The organism is Streptomyces sp. NBC_01669 (assembly GCF_026339735.1).
Classification (GTDB): domain Bacteria; phylum Actinomycetota; class Actinomycetes; order Streptomycetales; family Streptomycetaceae; genus Streptomyces; species Streptomyces yanii.
Genome location: NZ_JAPEQG010000001.1, coordinates 6,792,384 through 6,810,914 on the forward strand (window position 1 = coordinate 6,792,384; position 18,531 = coordinate 6,810,914).

The window sequence follows — 18,531 nt, forward strand, 5'->3', positions numbered from 1 at the left end:
CGGTGCTCAGTCGCCGGGCGGGCTCGACACCAGGCCCGTCCGGCGGCCGGGCTCCCCGGTCCCGGTCGGCGGCCGGTTCTGCTTCCGTTCCCGGAGCCGTATCCACGCCGCGTACAGCACCAGTCCGACGGCGAGCCCTGCTCCGGCGCCGAAGCAGGCGGTGGGGATGATGTCCAGTGGTGTGTCGATGTGCCCGAAGTACGCGTACCAGCGGGCGCACCGGTGGACGATGCCGAGCAGCACGCAGACGCTCAGCAGGGCGCCCGCGTACCACCGGTCCCGGTGGTCGAGGACGGGTACGGACCGCGGGGCGGGCCGGGTCCCGGTCCGCCGCAGCCCCGACACGGTGAACCAGCCGAGGACGGTCAGTGCCACGGCCGAACTGCCGTACTGCACCAGCTGGAACACCGGGAATCCGCCGGCGCTCTCGCTGAGTACCGGTACCAGCCGGGTGCCCCACCGGTCGTGATGGGTGAACGCGTCCCACACCACATGGCTGCCCGCCCCGAGGACCGCCGACAGGATGAACCAGGCAATGTCCCGTGCGCCCCGGGGGCCCTGCCGCTCTCCCCGTGCGAAGGTGTGCACGCGCCCCTGCCAGGGCTGCGGGAGCAGTGCCACCAGTGGTTCGCGCAGCAGCAGCCACAGCGCCACGAGCGCCGCCGTGATGAGCACGTCCACCGTGAACACACCCCACACGGCATGGGTGACCTCCCCGAACTCCATCGCGCCGGGGATCGCCGTGTCCGCGTAGTACGTCATGTCGGGGGCGAACGAACCTGCGACCAGCGCCGAGGCGAGGAGCGGCCCGCGCGCGGTGCCGTTCCGGCGGATCACGGGGAGGACGGCGGCGGCATGGCTCAGGGTGAACGGCATGGCGGCAAGTATGCGCGAGTGTGCGCCGGACGAGGATCCGGTGCTCGTCCGATGCACAGTCGACGCTTCCTGTACAACTTGCGGTCTGCAACGTGAAATACCGGTAAGAAGCGGTCAGGTCCCTGTGTTCGAGCGGCACGAGTTGCCGTAGGGTCGCCTGAGTCCTCGCGCTGGGGAGCGCGGGCAGCCGTCGACGGGGAGGGACCAGACGTATGGCAGCGCAATTCGGCCGCCGACTGCGCCGAGGGGCGACCACCACTGCGGTGGCCGCAGTTGCTGTGGCGGCGCTCGCCGCCTCGCAGGGCCCCGGCGCGGTCCTCGCATCGGACGGCGGCGGAGCCGGTGGTGACCAGCCGGCCGCCGGTTCCACACCGTCCGACGACTCCGCGGCCAGCGGCAACTCGCCGTACTACACGGACCTGCCCCCGCTGGTCAGCCCCAACAAGCCCGGTACGTCGACGAATCTGCCGATCACCGGCAGTGCGCAATCGGGCATACCGGCTTCGGTTCTGGCCGCGTACAAGAAGGCCGAGCGGTCTCTCGCGGACACCGACGCGGCCTGCCGGCTGCCGTGGCAGCTCCTCGCCGCGATCGGGAAGGTCGAGTCCGGCCAGGCCCGCGGCGGCCGGGTCGACGCGAACGGCACCACGTTCTCCCCGATTCTCGGCCCGGTCCTCAACGGTCAGGGCTTTGCCATGATCAAGGACACCGACAACGGGGCGTACGACGGGGATTCGACGCACGACCGTGCGGTCGGCCCGATGCAGTTCATCCCGTCGACGTGGGCGACGTGGGGCCAGGACGGCAACGGCGACGGCCGCAAGGACCCCAACAACATCTACGACGCGGCGCTCGCCGCCGGGCGCTATCTCTGCGCCGGCTCGCGCGACCTTGCGGTGGCGGCCGATCTCGACCGGGCGGTCCTCAGCTACAACCACTCGAACGAATACCTCCGTACGGTCCGTTCCTGGTTCGACTACTACAAGCGCGGCACGCACGAGGTCCCCGACGGCAGCGGCACCGTCCCGCCGCCCCTCGACGGTGGTACGGATTCGAGCACGAACCCCGGCACCTCGCCGTCGCCGACCCCGCCCGCGAGTTCGAGGCCGGACCCGAAGCCGGACCCGAAGCCGGACCCGAAGCCTTCGAAGCCGGGCGGCGGTTCGACCAGTCCCGAGCCGAGTCCCAAGCCGACACCGGCGCAGACCCTCGGCGCCGTGGAGAACGCGGGCACCGGCAAGCTGACCGCCACCGCGGGCGACGCGTTCGCCGAACGGATCAAGGTGCGGGCGAAGAACAGTCTGGGCGGCCCGCTCGCCAAGGTGTCCGTCACATTCACCATCGCCGGTGACACCGACACCCGCTTCGAGGGCGGGAAGAGCTCGGTCACCCTGGCCACCGGTGCCGACGGCACGGTGACGGCTCCGGTGCTGCAAGCGGGCGAGAAGACGGGCCGGTTCACGGTCCGGGCCATCGCCACCGGACGTTCGCTGCCGGCTGTCGCGTACACCGCGACCGTGACGGCCCGGCAGGCCGACGCGATCGCCAGGACCGACGACAAGGCACTTACCGCCGCCCCCGGCGCCGAGTTCGCCGACACCGTCGCGGTCAAGGCCACGTACCGGGGTGCGGTCGCGTCCGGTGTCGCCGTCACCGCGACGATGATCACCGACGGGGACGCCCCGGTGGAGAACGACAAGGGCCCGTACTTCAAGGACGCGGACGGCAACACGGTCCGCACCCTGACGGACCTGAAGACCGGCGCCGACGGCACGCTGACGCTCCCGAAGATCTACGCCGACGACACCACGGGCACGTACAGGCTCCGCCTGACCACCGAGGGCGGCGCCACCGTCGTCATCGAGCTCGACGTCGAGGCGCCCGCCGCCTGACGGCAGCCCCGGAGCCGTACCGCGCCCTCAAGCAGCCCCTGTGCCACCACCCGGCACAGGGGCTGCTTCAGGGCGTGTGTCGGAAGCCCGGCCTGCCCCGCGACGCCTGGCACGCACGCTCGCTGCGTTGTCGGGCTCGCCCAAGTACGTCCGGTACGAGGACGACCCTCCGCCTTGCGATGCACGCACCCCAGCCCCGCTCCTTCACCCACCCCCAATTGCCGGTTGGTCTTACGTGTTCTCATCTCGCGTCTCCATTGCTACGGTGCCCCAGCCCTGACGCTCTGTCAGATCTGCGCTCTCCGGGAGGCCGAGCATGCGTGCCGTCATCGCCGCCGCCATCGGACTGGCCGCGGCCCTCGCCCTCGTGTTCACGGTCACCGCGATCGGCGCACCACCCGGCGAGACCTCGCCCAAACCCCTGCTGACGACCGTCCCCGGACCCAAGAAGTAGGAGGGAGGACGCCATGCGCCGCCGAGCCGGACTCGTACTCCTGGCCTTCGCCGTCTTCTTCGCCGCCCTGTCGCCATTGCTGCGCTGGTACGCCTTCCCGAGGCTGGCGAAGATCCCGCCGAGCCAGTACCAGGAGGTGGTTCTGGAGGCGAAGCCCGCCACGCTCCTCGACTACAACGACGGCATGAAGGTCAAGCAGGTCCCCAAGGTCACCATCGTGCAGACCCTCAAGGGCAATGTGGAGGAGTCCGAGAAGATCGAGCGCAGCGCCGGCCGCGACGTCGTCGTCTGGGACGCCCTCAGCTACGTGGTCGACCCGAACGGCGCGATGGTCTCGCAGATCCCCGAGCGCTACATCTTCGACGCGCACAGCCAGGCCCCCGTCCACGCCACCGGCGAGAGTGTCGACGGCGACCCCGTCGAGCGCGAGGGCATCGAGTTCAAATGGCCGTTCCTCACCGAGAAGCGCGACTACGAGTACTTCGATGCCCAGACCCGTACCAGCTCGCCGATCCACTACAGGGGCACCCGGACGTTCCGCGGCATGGACGTGTACTACTTCGAGCAGACGATCCCGTGGACCAAGGTCCCGATGCCGAAGAAGATGCCGATCGCGGGCGTGACCGCCGCGCAGGTCGCCAAGACGGGCATGACCCGCTGGTACACCACCAAGCGGATGTTCTGGGTCGACCCGGTCACCGGCGCGCCCGTCAACGGCGAGGAGATCCACAAGGAGGAGCTGCGCAACGCGAAGGCGATGGGCATGTCCGAGGACACGGTCACCGCGTTCGCCGGACACGTGAAGATGCGCGAGGACTACATCGAGTCCACCGTCGCGCTGGTCACGTCCCAGCGTGTGCTGATCCTGCTGCTCACCTCGTACCTGCCTCGGGGATTCCTGATCCTTGCCGCCGGGCTGCTGGCGCTCGCACTGTGGCTGGAGGCACGGTCCCGGCGGCCGGGAGGCCGGGAGCCGGAGGCGGCGACCGCACCCGCCCCGGATCCGGCGCCTACTCCCGCCTGAGCCGCGCCGAGGTGTACCGGGTCGCCGCGACCGTCGTCGGGTCCTCCGGCCACGGATGCTTCGGATAGCGGCCGCGCAGCTCCGCCCGAACCGCCCGGTACCCGTCCTGCCAGAACGACGCCAGATCGGCGGTGACCGCCGCCGGGCGGCCGGCGGGGGAGAGCAGGTGCACGAGAACCGGCACCCCGGCCACCTCCGGTGTCTCGGTGAGACCGAACAGCTCCTGGAGCTTCACCGCGAGCACGGGCTGCGCCCCGCCGTACTCGACCCGGATCCGGGACCCGCTCGGCACCTCGATCCGCTCGGGCGCCAGCTCGTCCAGCCGGGCCGCCTCGCCCGTCGCCCACGGCAGGAGCCGCCGCAACGCCTGCCCGGCGTCGATGCGGGCCAGGTCGGAGCGGCGGCGGGCCCGGGACAACTCGGGCTCCAGCCATTCCTCGGTACGCGACAGCAGCGCATCGTCCGACACATCGGGCCACGGGACCCCCAGCTCCCGGTGCAGGAAGGTGAGCCGCTCGCGCAGCTGCCCGGTCTCCCGGGTCCAGCGCAGCAGGCCGAGTCCCTCGCGCCGCAACCCGTCGACGAGCGCTGCCCGCACCAGCGCGGGGTCCGGCTGCTTCAGCGCCCGCACGGACAGTTCGACAGCGCCCAGGCGTTCCACGGAGCGGGCCACCACGTCCTGGCCGTCCCACCGGACCTCCTCGCCCGCGAACCGCAGATGCCCGGCGGCCAGCCGCGCCGTGTCCTCGTCGATGACGGCTGCGAGCCGCACCCGCGCGGACGCCGCGTGCGCCGGGCGGTCAGCGACCGCGACGGCCAGCCAGGGTGCGCTGCGCAGCCGCGATCCGTCCCGCAGCTCCGCGCCCGTCCCCGACGCCATCAGGAACGCTCCTTCGCCGCGGGCCCGCGCCACCCGCTCCGGGAACGCCAGCGCGGCCACCAGGCCGACGGCGGCATCATCCGTGCCGGAACCCTCGCGGGCGCCTTCCAGGGACGACGACAGCCGCCGTACCTCCTGCCGCCAGCGCGCCGCGTAGCCGTCGCCGCCCCGCCGGGCGGTACGCAGCGCCGCCGCCAGGTCGTCCCCGTACTCCCGGGGCGGCTCCTCGCTCAGCAGCGCCACCACCTCCGCCGCCCGGCGCCCGCCCACCTCGTCCGCGCCGTCCAGCAGCGCACGGGCGAGCCGGGGATGCAGGCCGAGCCGCGACATCCGTACGCCCCGGTCGGTCACCCGGCCGACCGCGTCCACCGCGCCGACGGCCGTCAGGACCTCGCGGGCCGCCCCCATCGCCCCGGCGGGCGGCGGGTCGAGCAGCGCCAGCCCCGACGCGTCCGGATCGCCCCAGCAGGCCGCCTGCAGGGCGAACGCCGCCAGATCGGCCACCTTGATCTCCGGCGACGGGAACCGGGCGAGCCGCCCGCCCTCCGCCTGTTCCCAGCACCGGTACACCGCGCCCGGGGCCTCACGCCCTGCCCGGCCCGCCCGCTGCTTCCCGGTGGCCTGCGAGGCCCGTACGGTCGTCAGCGCACTCAGTCCGCGGGCGTGATCGGTACGCGGCTCCCTGGCCAGGCCCGAGTCGACGACGATCCGCACCCCCGGCACCGTCAGCGACGACTCCGCGACGGAGGTCGCCAGCACCACCCGGCGCCCTTCGGACGAGCCCGCCAGCACGGCGTCCTGCACCGCCGCCGGTGCCCGCCCGTGCACCTGCAGCACCTCCGCGGGCACCCCCGCCAGCTGTCCCGCCACCCGGCCGATCTCACCGACGCCCGGCAGGAAGCAGAGCACGTCGCCGTCCCGCTCGGCGAGCGCCCGGCGCACCACCGAGGCGACATGCGTCAGCAGCGCCGGGTCGACCCGCATCCCGTGCGGCGGCCCGACCGGCCTCACCGGCGGCGCCCACACCACCTCCACCGGGTGCGACACGCCCTGCGCCTCGACCACCGGTGCATCGCCGAGCAGTCGCGCCCACCCCTCCGCGTCCGTCGTCGCCGACGCGGCGACCAGCCGCAGATCGGGCCGGATCGCCTCCCGTACGTCGAGGAGGAAGGCGGCGACCGTGTCCGCGTCCAGATGCCGTTCATGACACTCGTCGATGATCACCGCATCGACCCCGGCGAGCTCCTGGTCGCGCTGGAGCCGTTGCAGGAGCACACCGGTGGTCACCACCTCCACCACCGTGCCGCGCCCCACCACACGCTCCCCGCGGACCGTGAACCCCACACGCTCCCCGGTCCGCTCCCCGAGGAGCCACGCCATGCGCCGGGCCGCCGCGCGGGCCGCGATCCGGCGCGGTTCGGCGACCACCACGCGGCGCGCGGGGCCGTCGCCGACCAGGCCGGCGAGGACCAGCGGGACCAGCGTCGTCTTGCCGGTGCCGGGCGGTGCGCAGAGCACCGCGACACCCCGGTCGTCGAGCGCCTGCCGGAGCGCGGGCACGGCGGTACGGACGGGCAGCCGGTCGAGGGCGTCGGTACGGATCACGCCCCCAGTGTCGTACTCCGGCCCTCCGGGCCCGCGCTCAGTCCCGGACGCAGACGAAGATCGCCGTGCCCGGGATCAGGTTTCCGCGCAGCGGGGACCAGCCGCCCCACTCCTGGTTGTTCCAGGCGGGCCACTCCGGCTCGACCAGGTCGACCAGGCGGAACCCGCCGGCCACCACGTCCCGCACCCGGTCGCCCACGGTCCGGTGGTGCTCGACGTACACGGCGTTGCCCTGCTCGTCCTGCTCGACGTACGGGGTGCGGTCGAAGTAGGAGGCCGCGACGGACAGGCCCTCGGGCCCGGGCTCGTCCGGGAACGCCCAGCGGATCGGATGCGTCACCGAGAAGACCCAGCGGCCCCCCGGGCGCAGCACCCGGTGCACCTCCCGGAAGACCTGTACGGGGTCGGCGACGAACGGCACCGCGCCATAGGCGGAGCAGGCCAGGTCGAAGGAGCCGTCCCGGAACGGCAGCACCCCGGCGTCCGCCTCCACCAGCGGGACCTCGTCGCCGATCCGCAGTGCGTGCTGGAGCTGGCGGTGGGAGAGATCGAGGGCGACGGGGCGGGCGCCCTGGGCGGCCAGCCAGCGCGAGCACTGCGCCGCGCCCGCACCGATCTCCAGGATGTCCAGGCCGCTCAGCGACTCCGCGGGGCCGAGCAGGCCGGCCTCGGCCTCGTCGAGACCCTCCGGGCCCCAGACGAAACGGTCGTCGCCGAGAAACGCGCCGTGGTCGCTCTGGTACTCGTCGGCGTTCCGGTCCCACCAGCCGCGACTTGCCCGGCTGCTCTCCGCTTCCCCGGCGCTGCGGCGGGTCGCTTCCGGTTCGGTGGTGTAGATCTCTTGGCTCATCGTGTCCGTCGTTGTAGTTTGCCTTCACCCCACCGCACGCGGTACGTACCTAGGGGCACCTGTGAGTACGGAACCGTAGTCACGCAACACGGCCGGGACCGATGTGGCCTCGGAGAACATGAAATGTGCCCGGTTTGGGCCCCTGTGTCCCCCGTGTGCGCCTTCGCGCATTGACCCTGCCCGACTGCCCCCGTATGCTACAAGTTGCGCTGCGAGCCTGCGCGCCTCAGACCTAGCAGGCCGCGCTTGCATCTGTTGCATGTCCCCTCGGTTCACGAGGTGCCTCCCGTTCGGCGGGTCGGGTGCTTCCCAGGCTGTCCGGCTTCTGCAGAGGCGATACGGGCTCTCGGCGTAGCAGTACCTACGACTCACTGTCCGTACCGGAGCCCTTTCCCACATGACGAGCAGCACCGAGACCACCGCCACCACTCCGCAGGTTGCGGTCAACGACATCGGCGACGCGGACGCGTTCCTCGCGGCGATCGACGAGACGATCAAGTACTTCAACGACGGCGACATCGTTGACGGTGTCATCGTCAAGGTTGACCGGGACGAGGTTCTCCTCGACATCGGTTACAAGACCGAAGGCGTCATCCCGAGCCGCGAGCTCTCGATCAAGCACGACGTCGACCCGAACGAGGTCGTCAAGGTCGGCGACGAGATCGAGGCCCTGGTTCTCCAGAAGGAGGACAAGGAAGGCCGCCTGATCCTCTCGAAGAAGCGCGCTCAGTACGAGCGTGCCTGGGGCACCATCGAGAAGATCAAGGAAGAAGACGGCATCGTCACCGGTACCGTCATCGAGGTCGTCAAGGGTGGTCTCATCCTCGACATCGGCCTCCGCGGCTTCCTCCCGGCGTCGCTCGTCGAGATGCGTCGTGTCCGCGACCTCCAGCCCTACGTGGGCAAGGAGCTCGAGGCCAAGATCATCGAGCTGGACAAGAACCGCAACAACGTGGTCCTGTCCCGCCGTGCCTGGCTCGAGCAGACCCAGAGCGAGGTCCGTCAGACCTTCCTCACGACCCTGCAGAAGGGTCAGGTCCGCTCCGGCGTCGTCTCCTCGATCGTCAACTTCGGTGCCTTCGTGGACCTCGGTGGCGTCGACGGTCTCGTGCACGTCTCCGAGCTGTCCTGGAAGCACATCGACCACCCCTCCGAGGTTGTCGAGGTCGGCCAGGAAGTCACCGTCGAGGTCCTCGACGTCGACATGGACCGCGAGCGCGTCTCGCTGTCGCTCAAGGCGACGCAGGAAGACCCGTGGCAGCAGTTCGCCCGTACGCACCAGATCGGGCAGGTCGTTCCCGGTAAGGTCACGAAGCTCGTTCCGTTCGGTGCGTTCGTGCGCGTCGACGAGGGCATCGAGGGTCTGGTCCACATCTCCGAGCTGGCCGAGCGCCACGTGGAGATCCCGGAGCAGGTCGTCCAGGTCAACGACGAGATCTTCGTCAAGGTCATCGACATCGACCTCGAGCGTCGTCGCATCAGCCTCTCGCTGAAGCAGGCCAACGAGGCCTTCGGTGCCGACGCCGCCTCGGTCGAGTTCGACCCGACCCTGTACGGCATGGCCGCGTCCTACGACGACCAGGGCAACTACATCTACCCCGAGGGCTTCGACCCCGAGACCAACGACTGGCTCGAGGGCTACGAGACCCAGCGCGAGGCGTGGGAGACGCAGTACGCCGAGGCGCAGGAGCGCTTCGAGCAGCACCGCGCCCAGGTCATCAAGTCCCGCGAGGCCGACGAGGCCGCTGCTGCCGAGGGCGCTGCCGCCCCGGCCGGTGGCGCCCCGGCTGCCTCCGGCGCCGGCGGCGGTTCGTACTCCTCGGAGTCCGCGGACACGTCCGGTGCGCTGGCGTCGGACGAGGCCCTGGCTGCCCTGCGCGAGAAGCTGGCGGGCGGCCAGAGCTGACGCTCTGACCCTCCGGTCGGTCATCGACTGCAGTAGCTGACAAGTGAGGCCCGCTCCCTTCGGGGAGCGGGCCTCACTTGTGTCCGGGGTCCGGTTCTACGGGGTGACCGTGATGTTGGTCAGGCCCCTGCCGCCGACGCCGTTCGCACTGGACGTGCGGAAGTGCACGCCCTCCATGTCCAGGTCGTGCACGGTCACGGAGTCAATGACGCCGTCGTCGGCGTCGGCCACGATGCCCTTCTGGCCGTCGGTGACGGTGACGCCCTGGACGGTCCGGTGGGACGCGCCGTTGAGGTGGAGTCCGTAGCCGCCGCCCGCGGTGAGGACCGCCCCGGCCGAGCGCCGTGGCCGGCAGGACGGGGGCAGCGTGCGAAGGCCTTCCCGTCGAAGGGTTCGAGCCGTTCTCGTACATGAATGTGGGGTGCATGTCTGTACATGCGACCTTGTGGCGGTAGGGAGGGGGCGTGTCCCTGCCAAGGTCCGGACCGTTGTTCTCCCGTGGTCGCGCTGCGGTGAACGGAGGGAAACGTGCGGGATACACGAGTAACTGACGGGCCGTAACACGCGCTTGCCAGGATCCCGGCAACCTCAAGATCCGAAGGGGAGCAGGGACATGACGCACACGTCGTACAACCCGCCCGTCGTCACGGGCGCGAGCCGCCGCAGCTTTCTCCGTCAGGTCGGGATCACCGGTGGGGCGGGCGCGATGTTCGCGACCATGGGGGCCCTCGGCCTCGCCCCCACCGCCCGGGCCGCACAGCGCGAACCCGCTTTCCATGCCCCCAACAAGGGCGACTTCACGCTGAAGGGGAAGGTCGCGGCCAAGGTCGTCGTCGTGGGAGGCGGCATCGCCGGACTCGCCGCCGCGTACGAACTGGGCAAGGCCGGCTACGACTGTACGGTCCTGGAGGCCCGGAGCCGTACCGGCGGCCGTAACTTCACCGTGCGCGGCGGCGATTCCACCACCGACGCCTACGGCAACACGCAGACCGCCGGGTTCACCGACGGGCAGTACATGAACGCGGGTCCCGCCCGGATCCCGCAGTGGATGGTCACCCTCGACTACTGCCGCGAACTCGGTGTCCCCATTGAGGTGTTCACAAATGTGAACGCCCACGCATATATCTTCAACGAGAAGGCCGGTATGAAGGCCCCGGTGCGCTACCGCACCGCGAAGGCCGATGTGTACGGTTACGTCGCCGAACTCCTCGCCAAGGCCACCGACAAGGGCGCCCTCGACCGGCAGATCACCGCCGAGGACCAGGAGCGACTCCTGGAATTCCTCAAGGACTTCGGCGACATCGGCGACACCCTCGACTACACCGGCAGCGCCCGGCGCGGCTACCGCATCGACCCCGCGGCCGCCGGCACCCCCGGCGAGGAACTCGGCTCCGTACCGTCCGCCTCCGAGGTCTTCGCCAGCGGCGTCGGACGCTACTTCTCCTTCGAGTTCGAGTACGACCAGGCGATGCTGATGTTCCAGCCGGTCGGCGGCATGGACCGGATACCCGCCGCGCTCACCCGGGCGATAGGCGAGCGCCGGATCCGTACCGGCGCCGTCGTCGGCGACATCACCGACACGGCCCACGGCGTCACCGTCACGTACACCCAGGGTGGGCGCACCCGCACCATCGACGCCGACTACTGCATCGCCGCCCTGCCGCCCAACATCCTCGCCAAGACCGCCCACAACCTCGGCCCCGCGGTACAGGCCGCCCTGGAGGCGTGCAAGCCGTCCTCGGCCGGCAAGATCGGTCTGGAGTACCGCAGCCGCTGGTGGGAGACCGATCATCGGATCTACGGCGGCATCACCGAGACGGACATGGACCTCGCGCACATCTGGTACCCGTCGTACGGGCACCACGGGGAGCGCGGCACCCTCATCGGGTACTACAACTACGGCGCGCAGGCCGACGCGTACGCGGCGCTCGCCCCGCGCGAACGGGAGGCGCGCGCCGTCGCCCAGGGCGTGAAGATCCACGGCGAGAAGTACCGCACGGAACTCGCCTCGTCGTTCTCCCACCACTGGCGCCAGACCCCGCACCTCGAGGCCGCCTGGCACTCCCTGTCCGGCGGCCCCGACGCCCCTGCCTTCGCACCCCTCAACCAGGCTGCGGGCCGCGTCTACTTCGCCGGTGACTACCTCAGCCACACCGATGCCTGGCAGCACGGAGCGTTCACCTCCGCACGGAAGGCGGTCACCGCACTGCACGCGCGCGTTCTGGCGTAACCACCCTGTGAAAGGGCACAGGCTGGGAATGCCTGTGCCCCGCCGGGCGTTCTCCCCCAGGAATACGAGGAGGAGCGGTAACCGTGCCTGATCCGCAGAGTTTGTACGAATGGGAGCCGAAGGGCCTGGCCGTCGTCGACATGGCGCTCGCCCAGGAGTCGGCCGGCCTGGTCATGCTCTACCACTTCGAGGGGTACATCGACGCGGGTGAGACCGGCGAGCAGATCGTGGACGGCCTCCTCGAGACTCTGCCGCACCAGGTCGTGGCCCGCTTCGACCACGACCGGCTCGTCGACTACCGCGCACGGCGCCCGCTGCTGACCTTCCGGCGTGACCGCTGGGCGGCGTACGAGACCCCGACGCTGGACGTCCGGGTGGTCCAGGACGCCACCGGGGCGCCCTTCCTGCTGCTGTCCGGGCCCGAGCCGGACGTGGAGTGGGAGAGGTTCGCCTCCGCCGTCGAGCAGATCGTCGAGCGGCTGGGGGTGCGTCTCGCCGTCAACTTCCACGGCATTCCGATGGGCGTCCCGCACACCCGGCCGGTCGGCATCACGCCGCACGGCAACCGCACGGACCTGATGCCCGGCCACCGCAGCCCCTTCGACGAGGCACAGGTCCCCGGCTCGGCCGAGGCGCTGGTGGAGTACCGGCTGATGGAGGCCGGGCACGACGTCCTCGGCGTCGCCGCCCATGTGCCGCACTACGTCGCCCGCTCCGCGTACCCGGATGCCGCGCTCACGGCACTGGAGGCGATCACGGCCGCGACCGGCCTGGTTCTGCCGGGCATCGCGCACTCCCTGCGCACGGAGGCCCACCGCACGCAGACGGAGATCGACCGCCAGATCGACCAGGGAGACGAGGAGCTCGTCTCGCTCGTCGAGGGGCTTGAGCACCAGTACGACGCGCTCGCGGGCTCCGAGACGCGAGGCAACCTGGTCGCGGAGCCGGTCGACCTGCCGTCCGCCGACGAGATCGGCCTCGAATTCGAACGATTCCTCGCCGAGCGGGAGGGTGACGGCTGACCGCCGGCGCGGACGGCGTGACCGGGCCATGACCGCGCCCGGAGGCGGGGCTAATCTCTCGACCATGCTGAAAGTGGGCCTGACCGGCGGAATCGGCGCCGGCAAGAGCGAAGTGTCACGACTGCTCGTCTCGTACGGAGCGGTACTGATCGACGCCGACCGGATCGCGCGCGAGGTCGTCGAGCCCGGGACCCCCGGGCTCGCGGCCGTCGTCGAGGCCTTCGGTGACGGCATCCTCACCGCCGACGGGACCCTGGACCGGCCGAAGCTCGGCTCCATCGTCTTCTCCGACGCCGACCGGCTCGCCACGCTCAACGCGATCGTGCACCCTCTGGTCGGCGCCCGTTCCGCCGAACTGGAGAGGGCGGCGGGCCCCGACTCCGTCGTCGTCCACGACGTCCCCCTCCTCACCGAGAACGGACTCGCCCCCCTCTACGACCTGGTCGTCGTCGTGGACGCCGCCCCCGGGACCCAACTCGACCGGCTCGTACGGCTGCGCGGCATGACGGAGCCCGAGGCTCGCGCCCGGATGTCCGCGCAGGCCACCCGCGAGCAGCGACGGGCCGTCGCCGATCTGATCGTCGACAACGACGGACCGCTGGAGGCGCTGGAGCCGCAGGTCCGCAAGGTCTGGGAGGAACTGACGCAGCGGGCCGCTGCCGCCTCCGGCCGGGACTGACGCGGCGGGCCGGTCCACCGACCGGAATACCTGCACCCGGCCGGACGTTGGAAACGGGTTGACGAAGGGAAGGATGCGACCGTGCTCGAGAGGACCCCGGAAACCCATGTCATCGACTTCCGTGCGGCCGAACGCCTGCTGGCCGCGCGCGACCCGCGGGGCGCGGTCAAGCTGCTGGACTCGGTGATCGCCGCCCATCCGGAGAACACGGCTGCCCGTCTGCTGCGCGCACGGGCCTTCTTCGCCGCCGCCCAGCTGCGCCCGGCCGAGCTGGAATTCGAACTCGTCCTGGAGCGCGAACCGGACAACGCGTTCGCGCACTTCGCACTGGCCCGTACCTTCCAGCGCTCCGGCCGTTCGGAACAGGCCGTGCGTCACTTCCGGCTCGCTGCCGCACTCGACCCGAACCCGGAGTATCTGCGGGCGGCCCGCTTCGACACGGACGGCTGACGCCACGGTCCCGTTCATGAGGATCACGGCTCTCAGCACGGGCCCTCCGCGGATCCGATCGAGGCCGGACCCGGTCCTGCGGAGCGGTGATGCATGCCTGCCCGGAGGCGGACCGGGGCTGTGCGGCATCGACGTCTTCCCCTACCGGCCCGTCCCTGATTCCAGTCCCTGATGACGGAGCCCCGCGTCGGGACCCGGACGTCAGTGCCCGTACCGGCCGCGTCCACCGTGGTCCGGTTCGTACGGGGGGATGTTGCGGCCCGGCTGGTAGTGCGGACCCTGGTGGATGTGGTGGACGATCACTGCCAGATCCACCAGCGTCAGCAGAAGCAGCAGGCCGCAGGCCGCGGCCCAGCCCGGGCGGTCGACCAGGCTGAAGGCTGTCAGGCCGAAGAGCGCCCAGGCCATGCCCCATAGACTCAGGCACAGCCGCAGGCGGAGCGGGCTACGTGCGGTCATCGGTTCATTGCCGGTACGCATAGTGATCGCCTCTCCTCCCATGATGGACCCGCGGCGGCGGTTTTGAGTAACGACGACGACAGAATGTGGGGGACCGTCCGTGAACGGCACACCATGGGGGCACAGCGCCACCCGCCGGGCCCGGGTCCGCGGGTCGCTGCTCGGCGGTGCGATCGGGGACGCCCTGGGAAACCCGGTGGAATTCCTGTCGCTCTCCGGTATCCGCCGGCAATACGGGGAGCAGGGCGTCCGGGAACCTGTCGCGGACGGGGACGGGGTCGTCGGCCGGGTCACCGACGACACGCAGATGACCCTGTTCACCGCGGAAGGGTTGATCAGGGCGCACTCCCGGGCCATGTCGAAGGGGATCGGCGGCGCCGAGACCGCGATTGTCCGCAACGCCTATCTGCGCTGGCTCGACACCCAGAACCATCCGGCACCGCCCGCCCGCGGCGGGGACGACCTCGTACGGACCGGGTGGCTGCGGCAGCAGCGCTTCCTGTACGCCCGCCGGGCCCCCGGCAACGCCTGCCTCACCGGACTCGCGGCCGGCCACATCCCCGACCCGACGGGACCGATCGGCCTGCCGGGTCCGGTCAACACCGGGTCCAAGGGGTGCGGCACGGTGATGCGGTCCGCGCCCTTCGGCCTGATCGGCGAGGGAGCGGCGACCGGCTTCGCGCTCGCCGCCCGCTGTGCCCGGATCACCCATGGGCATCCGACCGGTGCGTTCGCCGCCGGGGCCCTCGCCGCGATCATCGCCCATCTGCTGGAGGGCGACTCGATGGCGGGCGCCGTGCTGCGCGCCATGGAGCTGCTTGCCCGCCACCCGGGGCACGAGGAGACGACGGCAGTGCTGCGCGCGGCCGTCGACCTGGCCGCGCAGGGGGCGCCGACCGCCGAGAAGGTGGAGTCGCTGGGGGCGGGCTGGGTGGCCGAGGAGGCCCTCGCCATCGCCGTGTACTGCGCCCTGGTGCTGCCCGGCGCCGACGACGTGGCGGAGTCGCTGTTGCTCTCGGTCAACCACTCGGGCGACAGCGACTCCACCGGCTCGGTCTGCGGCAATCTGCTCGGCGCCCACCACGGTGACGTGCAACTCCCGTCTTCCTGGCTCGTGCTGACAGAGGGACGGGCCGTGATAGCCGAGCTGGCGGATGATCTGTGTCTGGAGTTCGAGCAGGCCGTGACATGGCCGCAGGAACGCTATCCGGTGTGCTGACGGACGCCGGACATCGAGGAGCCCGGCGCGGGAGGGCGTCGCGTGCCGGGAACCGCGCCCAACGGCCGTTCGTTCGGCTGCATATGAGCGGACGACGGGTGCGTGAGGGATATTCGGGGACGGGACCCGGTTCGATCACTCCGGACGGTTGCGCGGTCGAGCTGTACAGACGGCTTTCCGTCGGCGACGAACCGGATGTGATCGCGTCGGCGGTGCCCGCCGGTGCGAGCATTCTCGAACTCGGCTGCGGGGCGGGCCGCGTGACCCATGCGCTGGTCGAGCGCGGCTTCGAGGTCACGGCCGTGGACGAGTCGCCGCAGATGCTGGAACACGTACGGGGCGCGCGTACGGTGCAGAGCCCCATCGAGTCCCTCGATCTCGGCGACGAGACCTTCGACGTGGTGATGCTGGCGTCGTATCTGGTGCACACGAGCGAACACCGGGTGCGCGACGGAATGCTGCGCGCCTGCCGACGGCACGTCGGGGAAGGCGGCGTCGTGCTGCTGCAGCGTGAGGGTCTCGATTACCACACCGATCTGCCGAGGGAGCGTGTCGATGCGTCCGGCTGCATCGTGCGGATCGTCTCGGCGGACCCCGTCGGCGACGAGGTGAACGCGGTGCGCGCGGAGTACGTCTTCGACGATGCGCGATGGACCCAGAATTTCCTGTCGCGAGAGCTGACGAAGGAGCAGTTCGAGGGGCATCTGGAGGCGGCGGGACTGACCGTGGACCGGTATCTCATGGCTGACGGGGTGTGGGTGCGGGCCCTGCCCACGTAGGTGCGGGAGATGCGATGAGTTCCGGAGGGCGGTGGGGTCTACCCCTATGTACGCGACACCACGCGACGCTTCTTCGAGGAGACCCCGATGTCCGAGATCACGACGCCGACGAACACGACGACCACTGACGCCACGAGGGAGAGCACGGCACGCAGCCGCGGTGCGGTCGCGCTGACCGTCGCGCGGGTCGTACTGGCCCTGTTCTTCGCCTTCAGCGCGTTCGCCAAGCTGATCGCCCATGAAACCGCGATCGAGTCCTTCGACCGCATGGGCTGGAGCCATGGCGCGATGTATCTCATCGGCGCCCTGGAGATGGCAGGCGCCATCGCCCTGCTGGTACCCCTGCTGTCGGGCGTCGCGGCGATGGCCTTCGCCGGGCTGCTGGCCGGCGCCTCCATCGTCCAACTGACGTTGCTCGACCCGATGAACGCGATCATGCCCGCACTGCTCATCGGGCTGGTCGTCCTGATCGCCCGGGAGCAGCGGGACAGAACGGCACGGTTGGTCGCGCTCATCCGCAGGCGCGCGTAGGGCGAGCGGGCCCTTGTACGTCCACTGCCGCGGCCCGGCACCGAACGGCGTCCCCCGGACGCGCCTCGGTGCCGGGCTGCGGAGGCTCGCCGCCGCGGTCAGTGGACCGTGCTGAAGCTGCGCCAGGGGAGGGAGGTCGCTGCGTTCACATCGGTGAGCGTGGTGGCGACATACGTCGTCCCCGGGCCCGTGCAGTCCCGTGTCCGGTACAGGATGATGTCGATCAGGGTTCCGTTCTGCACTGCTTTGGCACCCGGAACGAGCCGGTGGCAGCCCTTCACGGAGGGGCTGTTCAACATGATCACGGCATCCCGCTCGGTGACGTAGGTGACCGGCCCGGCCGCGGTGCGACCGAGGCCGGAACAGCCGGCGACGGTGAGGGTCAGGAGCGCGGTCCCGGCTGCGATGCCGAGACGGCGGCGTCGTTGATCGATCACGGGCATGGGCGGGTCCTCGTCTTGTCTCGTCCGGCTCGTCCGTACATCAGGTGCTGACGATGGTCACCCTGCCCCCTCCCGGCCGCCCCGGCATCCGGTGCGGGGCCTGCCGGGTGATCATCCCGTGGGTCGGGGTTCGCCCGGTGTACTTAATGGGCATAACGTGGTAATAGCGGCGTGAATCAGGCATTTCCGGCTTTCAGGGGGCCGTCATGGTCGAACAACTGGTGGTCGCGATAGCGGCGGCGGCGTCCGTGGGTGTGGTCTACACGGCGGCGGCTGCGCGGGTCGTGAAGCAGTACGAACGGGGCATCGTGCTGCGGCTCGGCAGGCTGCGAAACGATGTGCGCGGCCCCGGATTCACTATGATCCTTCCCGGCATCGATCGGCTGCGGAAGGTCAATATGCAGATCGTGACGATGCCCGTGCCCGCGCAGGACGGCATCACGAGGGACAACGTGACGGTGCGGGTGGATGCGGTCATCTACTTCAAGGTGGTCGATCCGGCGAGCGCGATCGTGGAGGTCGAGGACTACCGGTTCGCGGTGTTGCAGATGGCGCAGACATCCCTGCGGTCGATCATCGGCAAGAGCGACCTCGACGACCTGCTGTCGAACCGGGAGAAGCTGAACCAGGGACTGGAGCTCATGATCGACAGCCCTGCGGTGGGCTGGGGTGTCCAGATCGACCGGGTGGAGATCAAGGACGTGTCGCTGCCGGAGACGATGAAGCGCTCCATGGCGCGCCAGGCCGAGGCCGACCGCGAGCGGCGCGCGCGGGTCATCAACGCGGACGCGGAGCTGCAGGCATCGAAGAAGCTGGCGGAAGCGGCCGCCCAGATGTCCGCCCAGCCGGCCGCGCTGCAGCTGCGACTGCTGCAGACCGTGGTCGCGGTCGCGGCGGAGAAGAACTCCACACTGGTGCTGCCGTTCCCGGTGGAGCTGCTCCGCTTCCTGGAGCGGGCGCAGCAGCCCGGACAGATGCAGCAGGAACTGCAACAACCGCAGCCGCGGCAACAACCTCAGCCGGAGCCGCAGCCTCAGCCGCAACAGGCGCCGCCCGTGGCGCCCGCGCCTCCGCCCGCACCTGCCGGCGCGCCGGTGGTCTCCGGGCCCACGCGGGTCGCCCGCTCGAAGCCGCTCGCCAGGCACTGACCTGAGCGCATGCCGGCCGGGGACCGGTTGTCAGACCCCCCGCCTAGACTCGCGTAGTCAGTGGGACGAGACGACCGAGCGCGG

The 18,531-nt window shown here is 70.7% G+C and carries 17 protein-coding genes and 1 pseudogene; 12 read left to right on the plus strand and 6 right to left on the minus strand.

Features of this window, described 5'->3' with window-relative positions:
- Positions 1 to 6 precede the first annotated feature (6 nt).
- Complete coding sequence (locus OG972_RS30385) at positions 7 to 876, minus strand: DUF4184 family protein (RefSeq protein ID WP_266986836.1); 870 nt, start codon at positions 874 to 876, stop codon at positions 7 to 9.
- 212 nt (positions 877 to 1,088) lie between these two features.
- Between OG972_RS30385 and OG972_RS30390 the strand changes: the two genes are divergently transcribed.
- The 3 genes from OG972_RS30390 to OG972_RS30400 all read left to right on the plus strand — a co-directional run bounded on the left by OG972_RS30390 (position 1,089) and on the right by OG972_RS30400 (position 4,246).
- Complete coding sequence (locus OG972_RS30390) at positions 1,089 to 2,768, plus strand: lytic transglycosylase domain-containing protein (protein ID WP_266986838.1); 1,680 nt, start codon at positions 1,089 to 1,091, stop codon at positions 2,766 to 2,768.
- A 316-nt stretch (positions 2,769 to 3,084) separates the two neighbouring features.
- A complete protein-coding gene (locus tag OG972_RS30395) occupies positions 3,085 to 3,222 on the plus strand; it encodes an SPW_0924 family protein (RefSeq protein WP_266986840.1) in 138 nt (45 codons plus the stop codon).
- Between the two features lie 13 nt (positions 3,223 to 3,235).
- Positions 3,236 to 4,246, plus strand: coding sequence for a DUF3068 domain-containing protein (locus OG972_RS30400; protein ID WP_266986842.1), 1,011 nt, complete (start codon positions 3,236 to 3,238; stop codon positions 4,244 to 4,246).
- Here the strand turns inward: OG972_RS30400 and hrpB are convergent.
- Positions 4,233 to 6,731, minus strand: coding sequence for an ATP-dependent helicase HrpB (gene hrpB, locus OG972_RS30405; RefSeq protein ID WP_266986844.1), 2,499 nt, complete (start codon positions 6,729 to 6,731; stop codon positions 4,233 to 4,235). The two genes, OG972_RS30400 and hrpB, sit on opposite strands and share 14 nt — an antisense overlap.
- A gap of 37 nt (positions 6,732 to 6,768) precedes the next feature.
- On the minus strand, positions 6,769 to 7,581 hold the full coding sequence (locus tag OG972_RS30410; RefSeq protein WP_266986846.1) for a class I SAM-dependent methyltransferase: 813 nt from the start codon (positions 7,579 to 7,581) through the stop codon (positions 6,769 to 6,771).
- A gap of 397 nt (positions 7,582 to 7,978) precedes the next feature.
- Between OG972_RS30410 and rpsA the strand changes: the two genes are divergently transcribed.
- Positions 7,979 to 9,487 carry a 30S ribosomal protein S1 gene (gene rpsA / locus OG972_RS30415; protein WP_266986848.1) on the plus strand — a complete coding sequence of 503 codons (1,509 nt, stop codon included), beginning with the start codon at positions 7,979 to 7,981 and terminating at the stop codon, positions 9,485 to 9,487.
- A 135-nt stretch (positions 9,488 to 9,622) separates the two neighbouring features.
- On the opposite strand, the pseudogene OG972_RS30420 reads toward rpsA, so the two are convergent.
- Positions 9,623 to 9,826: pseudogene (locus OG972_RS30420) on the minus strand (sheath polysaccharide-degrading enzyme); the annotation flags it as partial.
- Positions 9,827 to 10,193: 367 nt separating this feature from the next.
- Here OG972_RS30420 and OG972_RS30425 point away from each other — a divergent pair.
- The 4 genes from OG972_RS30425 to OG972_RS30440 all read left to right on the plus strand — a co-directional run bounded on the left by OG972_RS30425 (position 10,194) and on the right by OG972_RS30440 (position 13,868).
- Entirely contained in the window at positions 10,194 to 11,717 is a 1,524-nt protein-coding gene (locus tag OG972_RS30425; RefSeq protein WP_266990801.1) for an FAD-dependent oxidoreductase, read from the plus strand.
- Between the two features lie 83 nt (positions 11,718 to 11,800).
- A complete protein-coding gene (locus OG972_RS30430) occupies positions 11,801 to 12,739 on the plus strand; it encodes a PAC2 family protein (RefSeq protein ID WP_266986850.1) in 939 nt (312 codons plus the stop codon).
- Between the two features lie 64 nt (positions 12,740 to 12,803).
- Positions 12,804 to 13,418 carry a dephospho-CoA kinase gene (gene coaE, locus OG972_RS30435; protein WP_266986852.1) on the plus strand — a complete coding sequence of 205 codons (615 nt, stop codon included), beginning with the start codon at positions 12,804 to 12,806 and terminating at the stop codon, positions 13,416 to 13,418.
- Between the two features lie 81 nt (positions 13,419 to 13,499).
- Positions 13,500 to 13,868, plus strand: a complete 369-nt coding sequence (locus tag OG972_RS30440; protein ID WP_266986854.1) for a tetratricopeptide repeat protein — start codon at positions 13,500 to 13,502, stop codon at positions 13,866 to 13,868.
- Between the two features lie 201 nt (positions 13,869 to 14,069).
- Here the strand turns inward: OG972_RS30440 and OG972_RS30445 are convergent, their stop codons facing one another.
- A complete protein-coding gene (locus OG972_RS30445) occupies positions 14,070 to 14,369 on the minus strand; it encodes a DUF6343 family protein (protein ID WP_266986856.1) in 300 nt (99 codons plus the stop codon).
- A gap of 58 nt (positions 14,370 to 14,427) precedes the next feature.
- Between OG972_RS30445 and OG972_RS30450 the strand changes: the two genes are divergently transcribed.
- The 3 genes from OG972_RS30450 (at position 14,428) to OG972_RS30460 (ending at position 16,856) form a co-directional block, all read left to right on the plus strand.
- On the plus strand, positions 14,428 to 15,546 hold the full coding sequence (locus OG972_RS30450) for an ADP-ribosylglycohydrolase family protein (RefSeq protein ID WP_266986858.1): 1,119 nt from the start codon (positions 14,428 to 14,430) through the stop codon (positions 15,544 to 15,546).
- A gap of 83 nt (positions 15,547 to 15,629) precedes the next feature.
- Positions 15,630 to 16,325 carry a bifunctional 2-polyprenyl-6-hydroxyphenol methylase/3-demethylubiquinol 3-O-methyltransferase UbiG gene (locus tag OG972_RS30455; RefSeq protein ID WP_266986860.1) on the plus strand — a complete coding sequence of 232 codons (696 nt, stop codon included), beginning with the start codon at positions 15,630 to 15,632 and terminating at the stop codon, positions 16,323 to 16,325.
- An 87-nt stretch (positions 16,326 to 16,412) separates the two neighbouring features.
- Positions 16,413 to 16,856: a DoxX family protein gene (locus OG972_RS30460; protein ID WP_266986862.1), complete on the plus strand. Its 444-nt coding sequence runs from the start codon at positions 16,413 to 16,415 to the stop codon at positions 16,854 to 16,856.
- 98 nt (positions 16,857 to 16,954) lie between these two features.
- Here OG972_RS30460 and OG972_RS30465 read toward each other — a convergent pair whose 3' ends face one another.
- Positions 16,955 to 17,299 carry a hypothetical protein gene (locus tag OG972_RS30465; protein ID WP_266986864.1) on the minus strand — a complete coding sequence of 115 codons (345 nt, stop codon included), beginning with the start codon at positions 17,297 to 17,299 and terminating at the stop codon, positions 16,955 to 16,957.
- A gap of 206 nt (positions 17,300 to 17,505) precedes the next feature.
- On the opposite strand from OG972_RS30465, the gene OG972_RS30470 reads away from it, so the two are divergent.
- Positions 17,506 to 18,447, plus strand: a complete 942-nt coding sequence (locus OG972_RS30470; RefSeq protein ID WP_266986866.1) for a slipin family protein — start codon at positions 17,506 to 17,508, stop codon at positions 18,445 to 18,447.
- Positions 18,448 to 18,531: the final 84 nt, after the last annotated feature.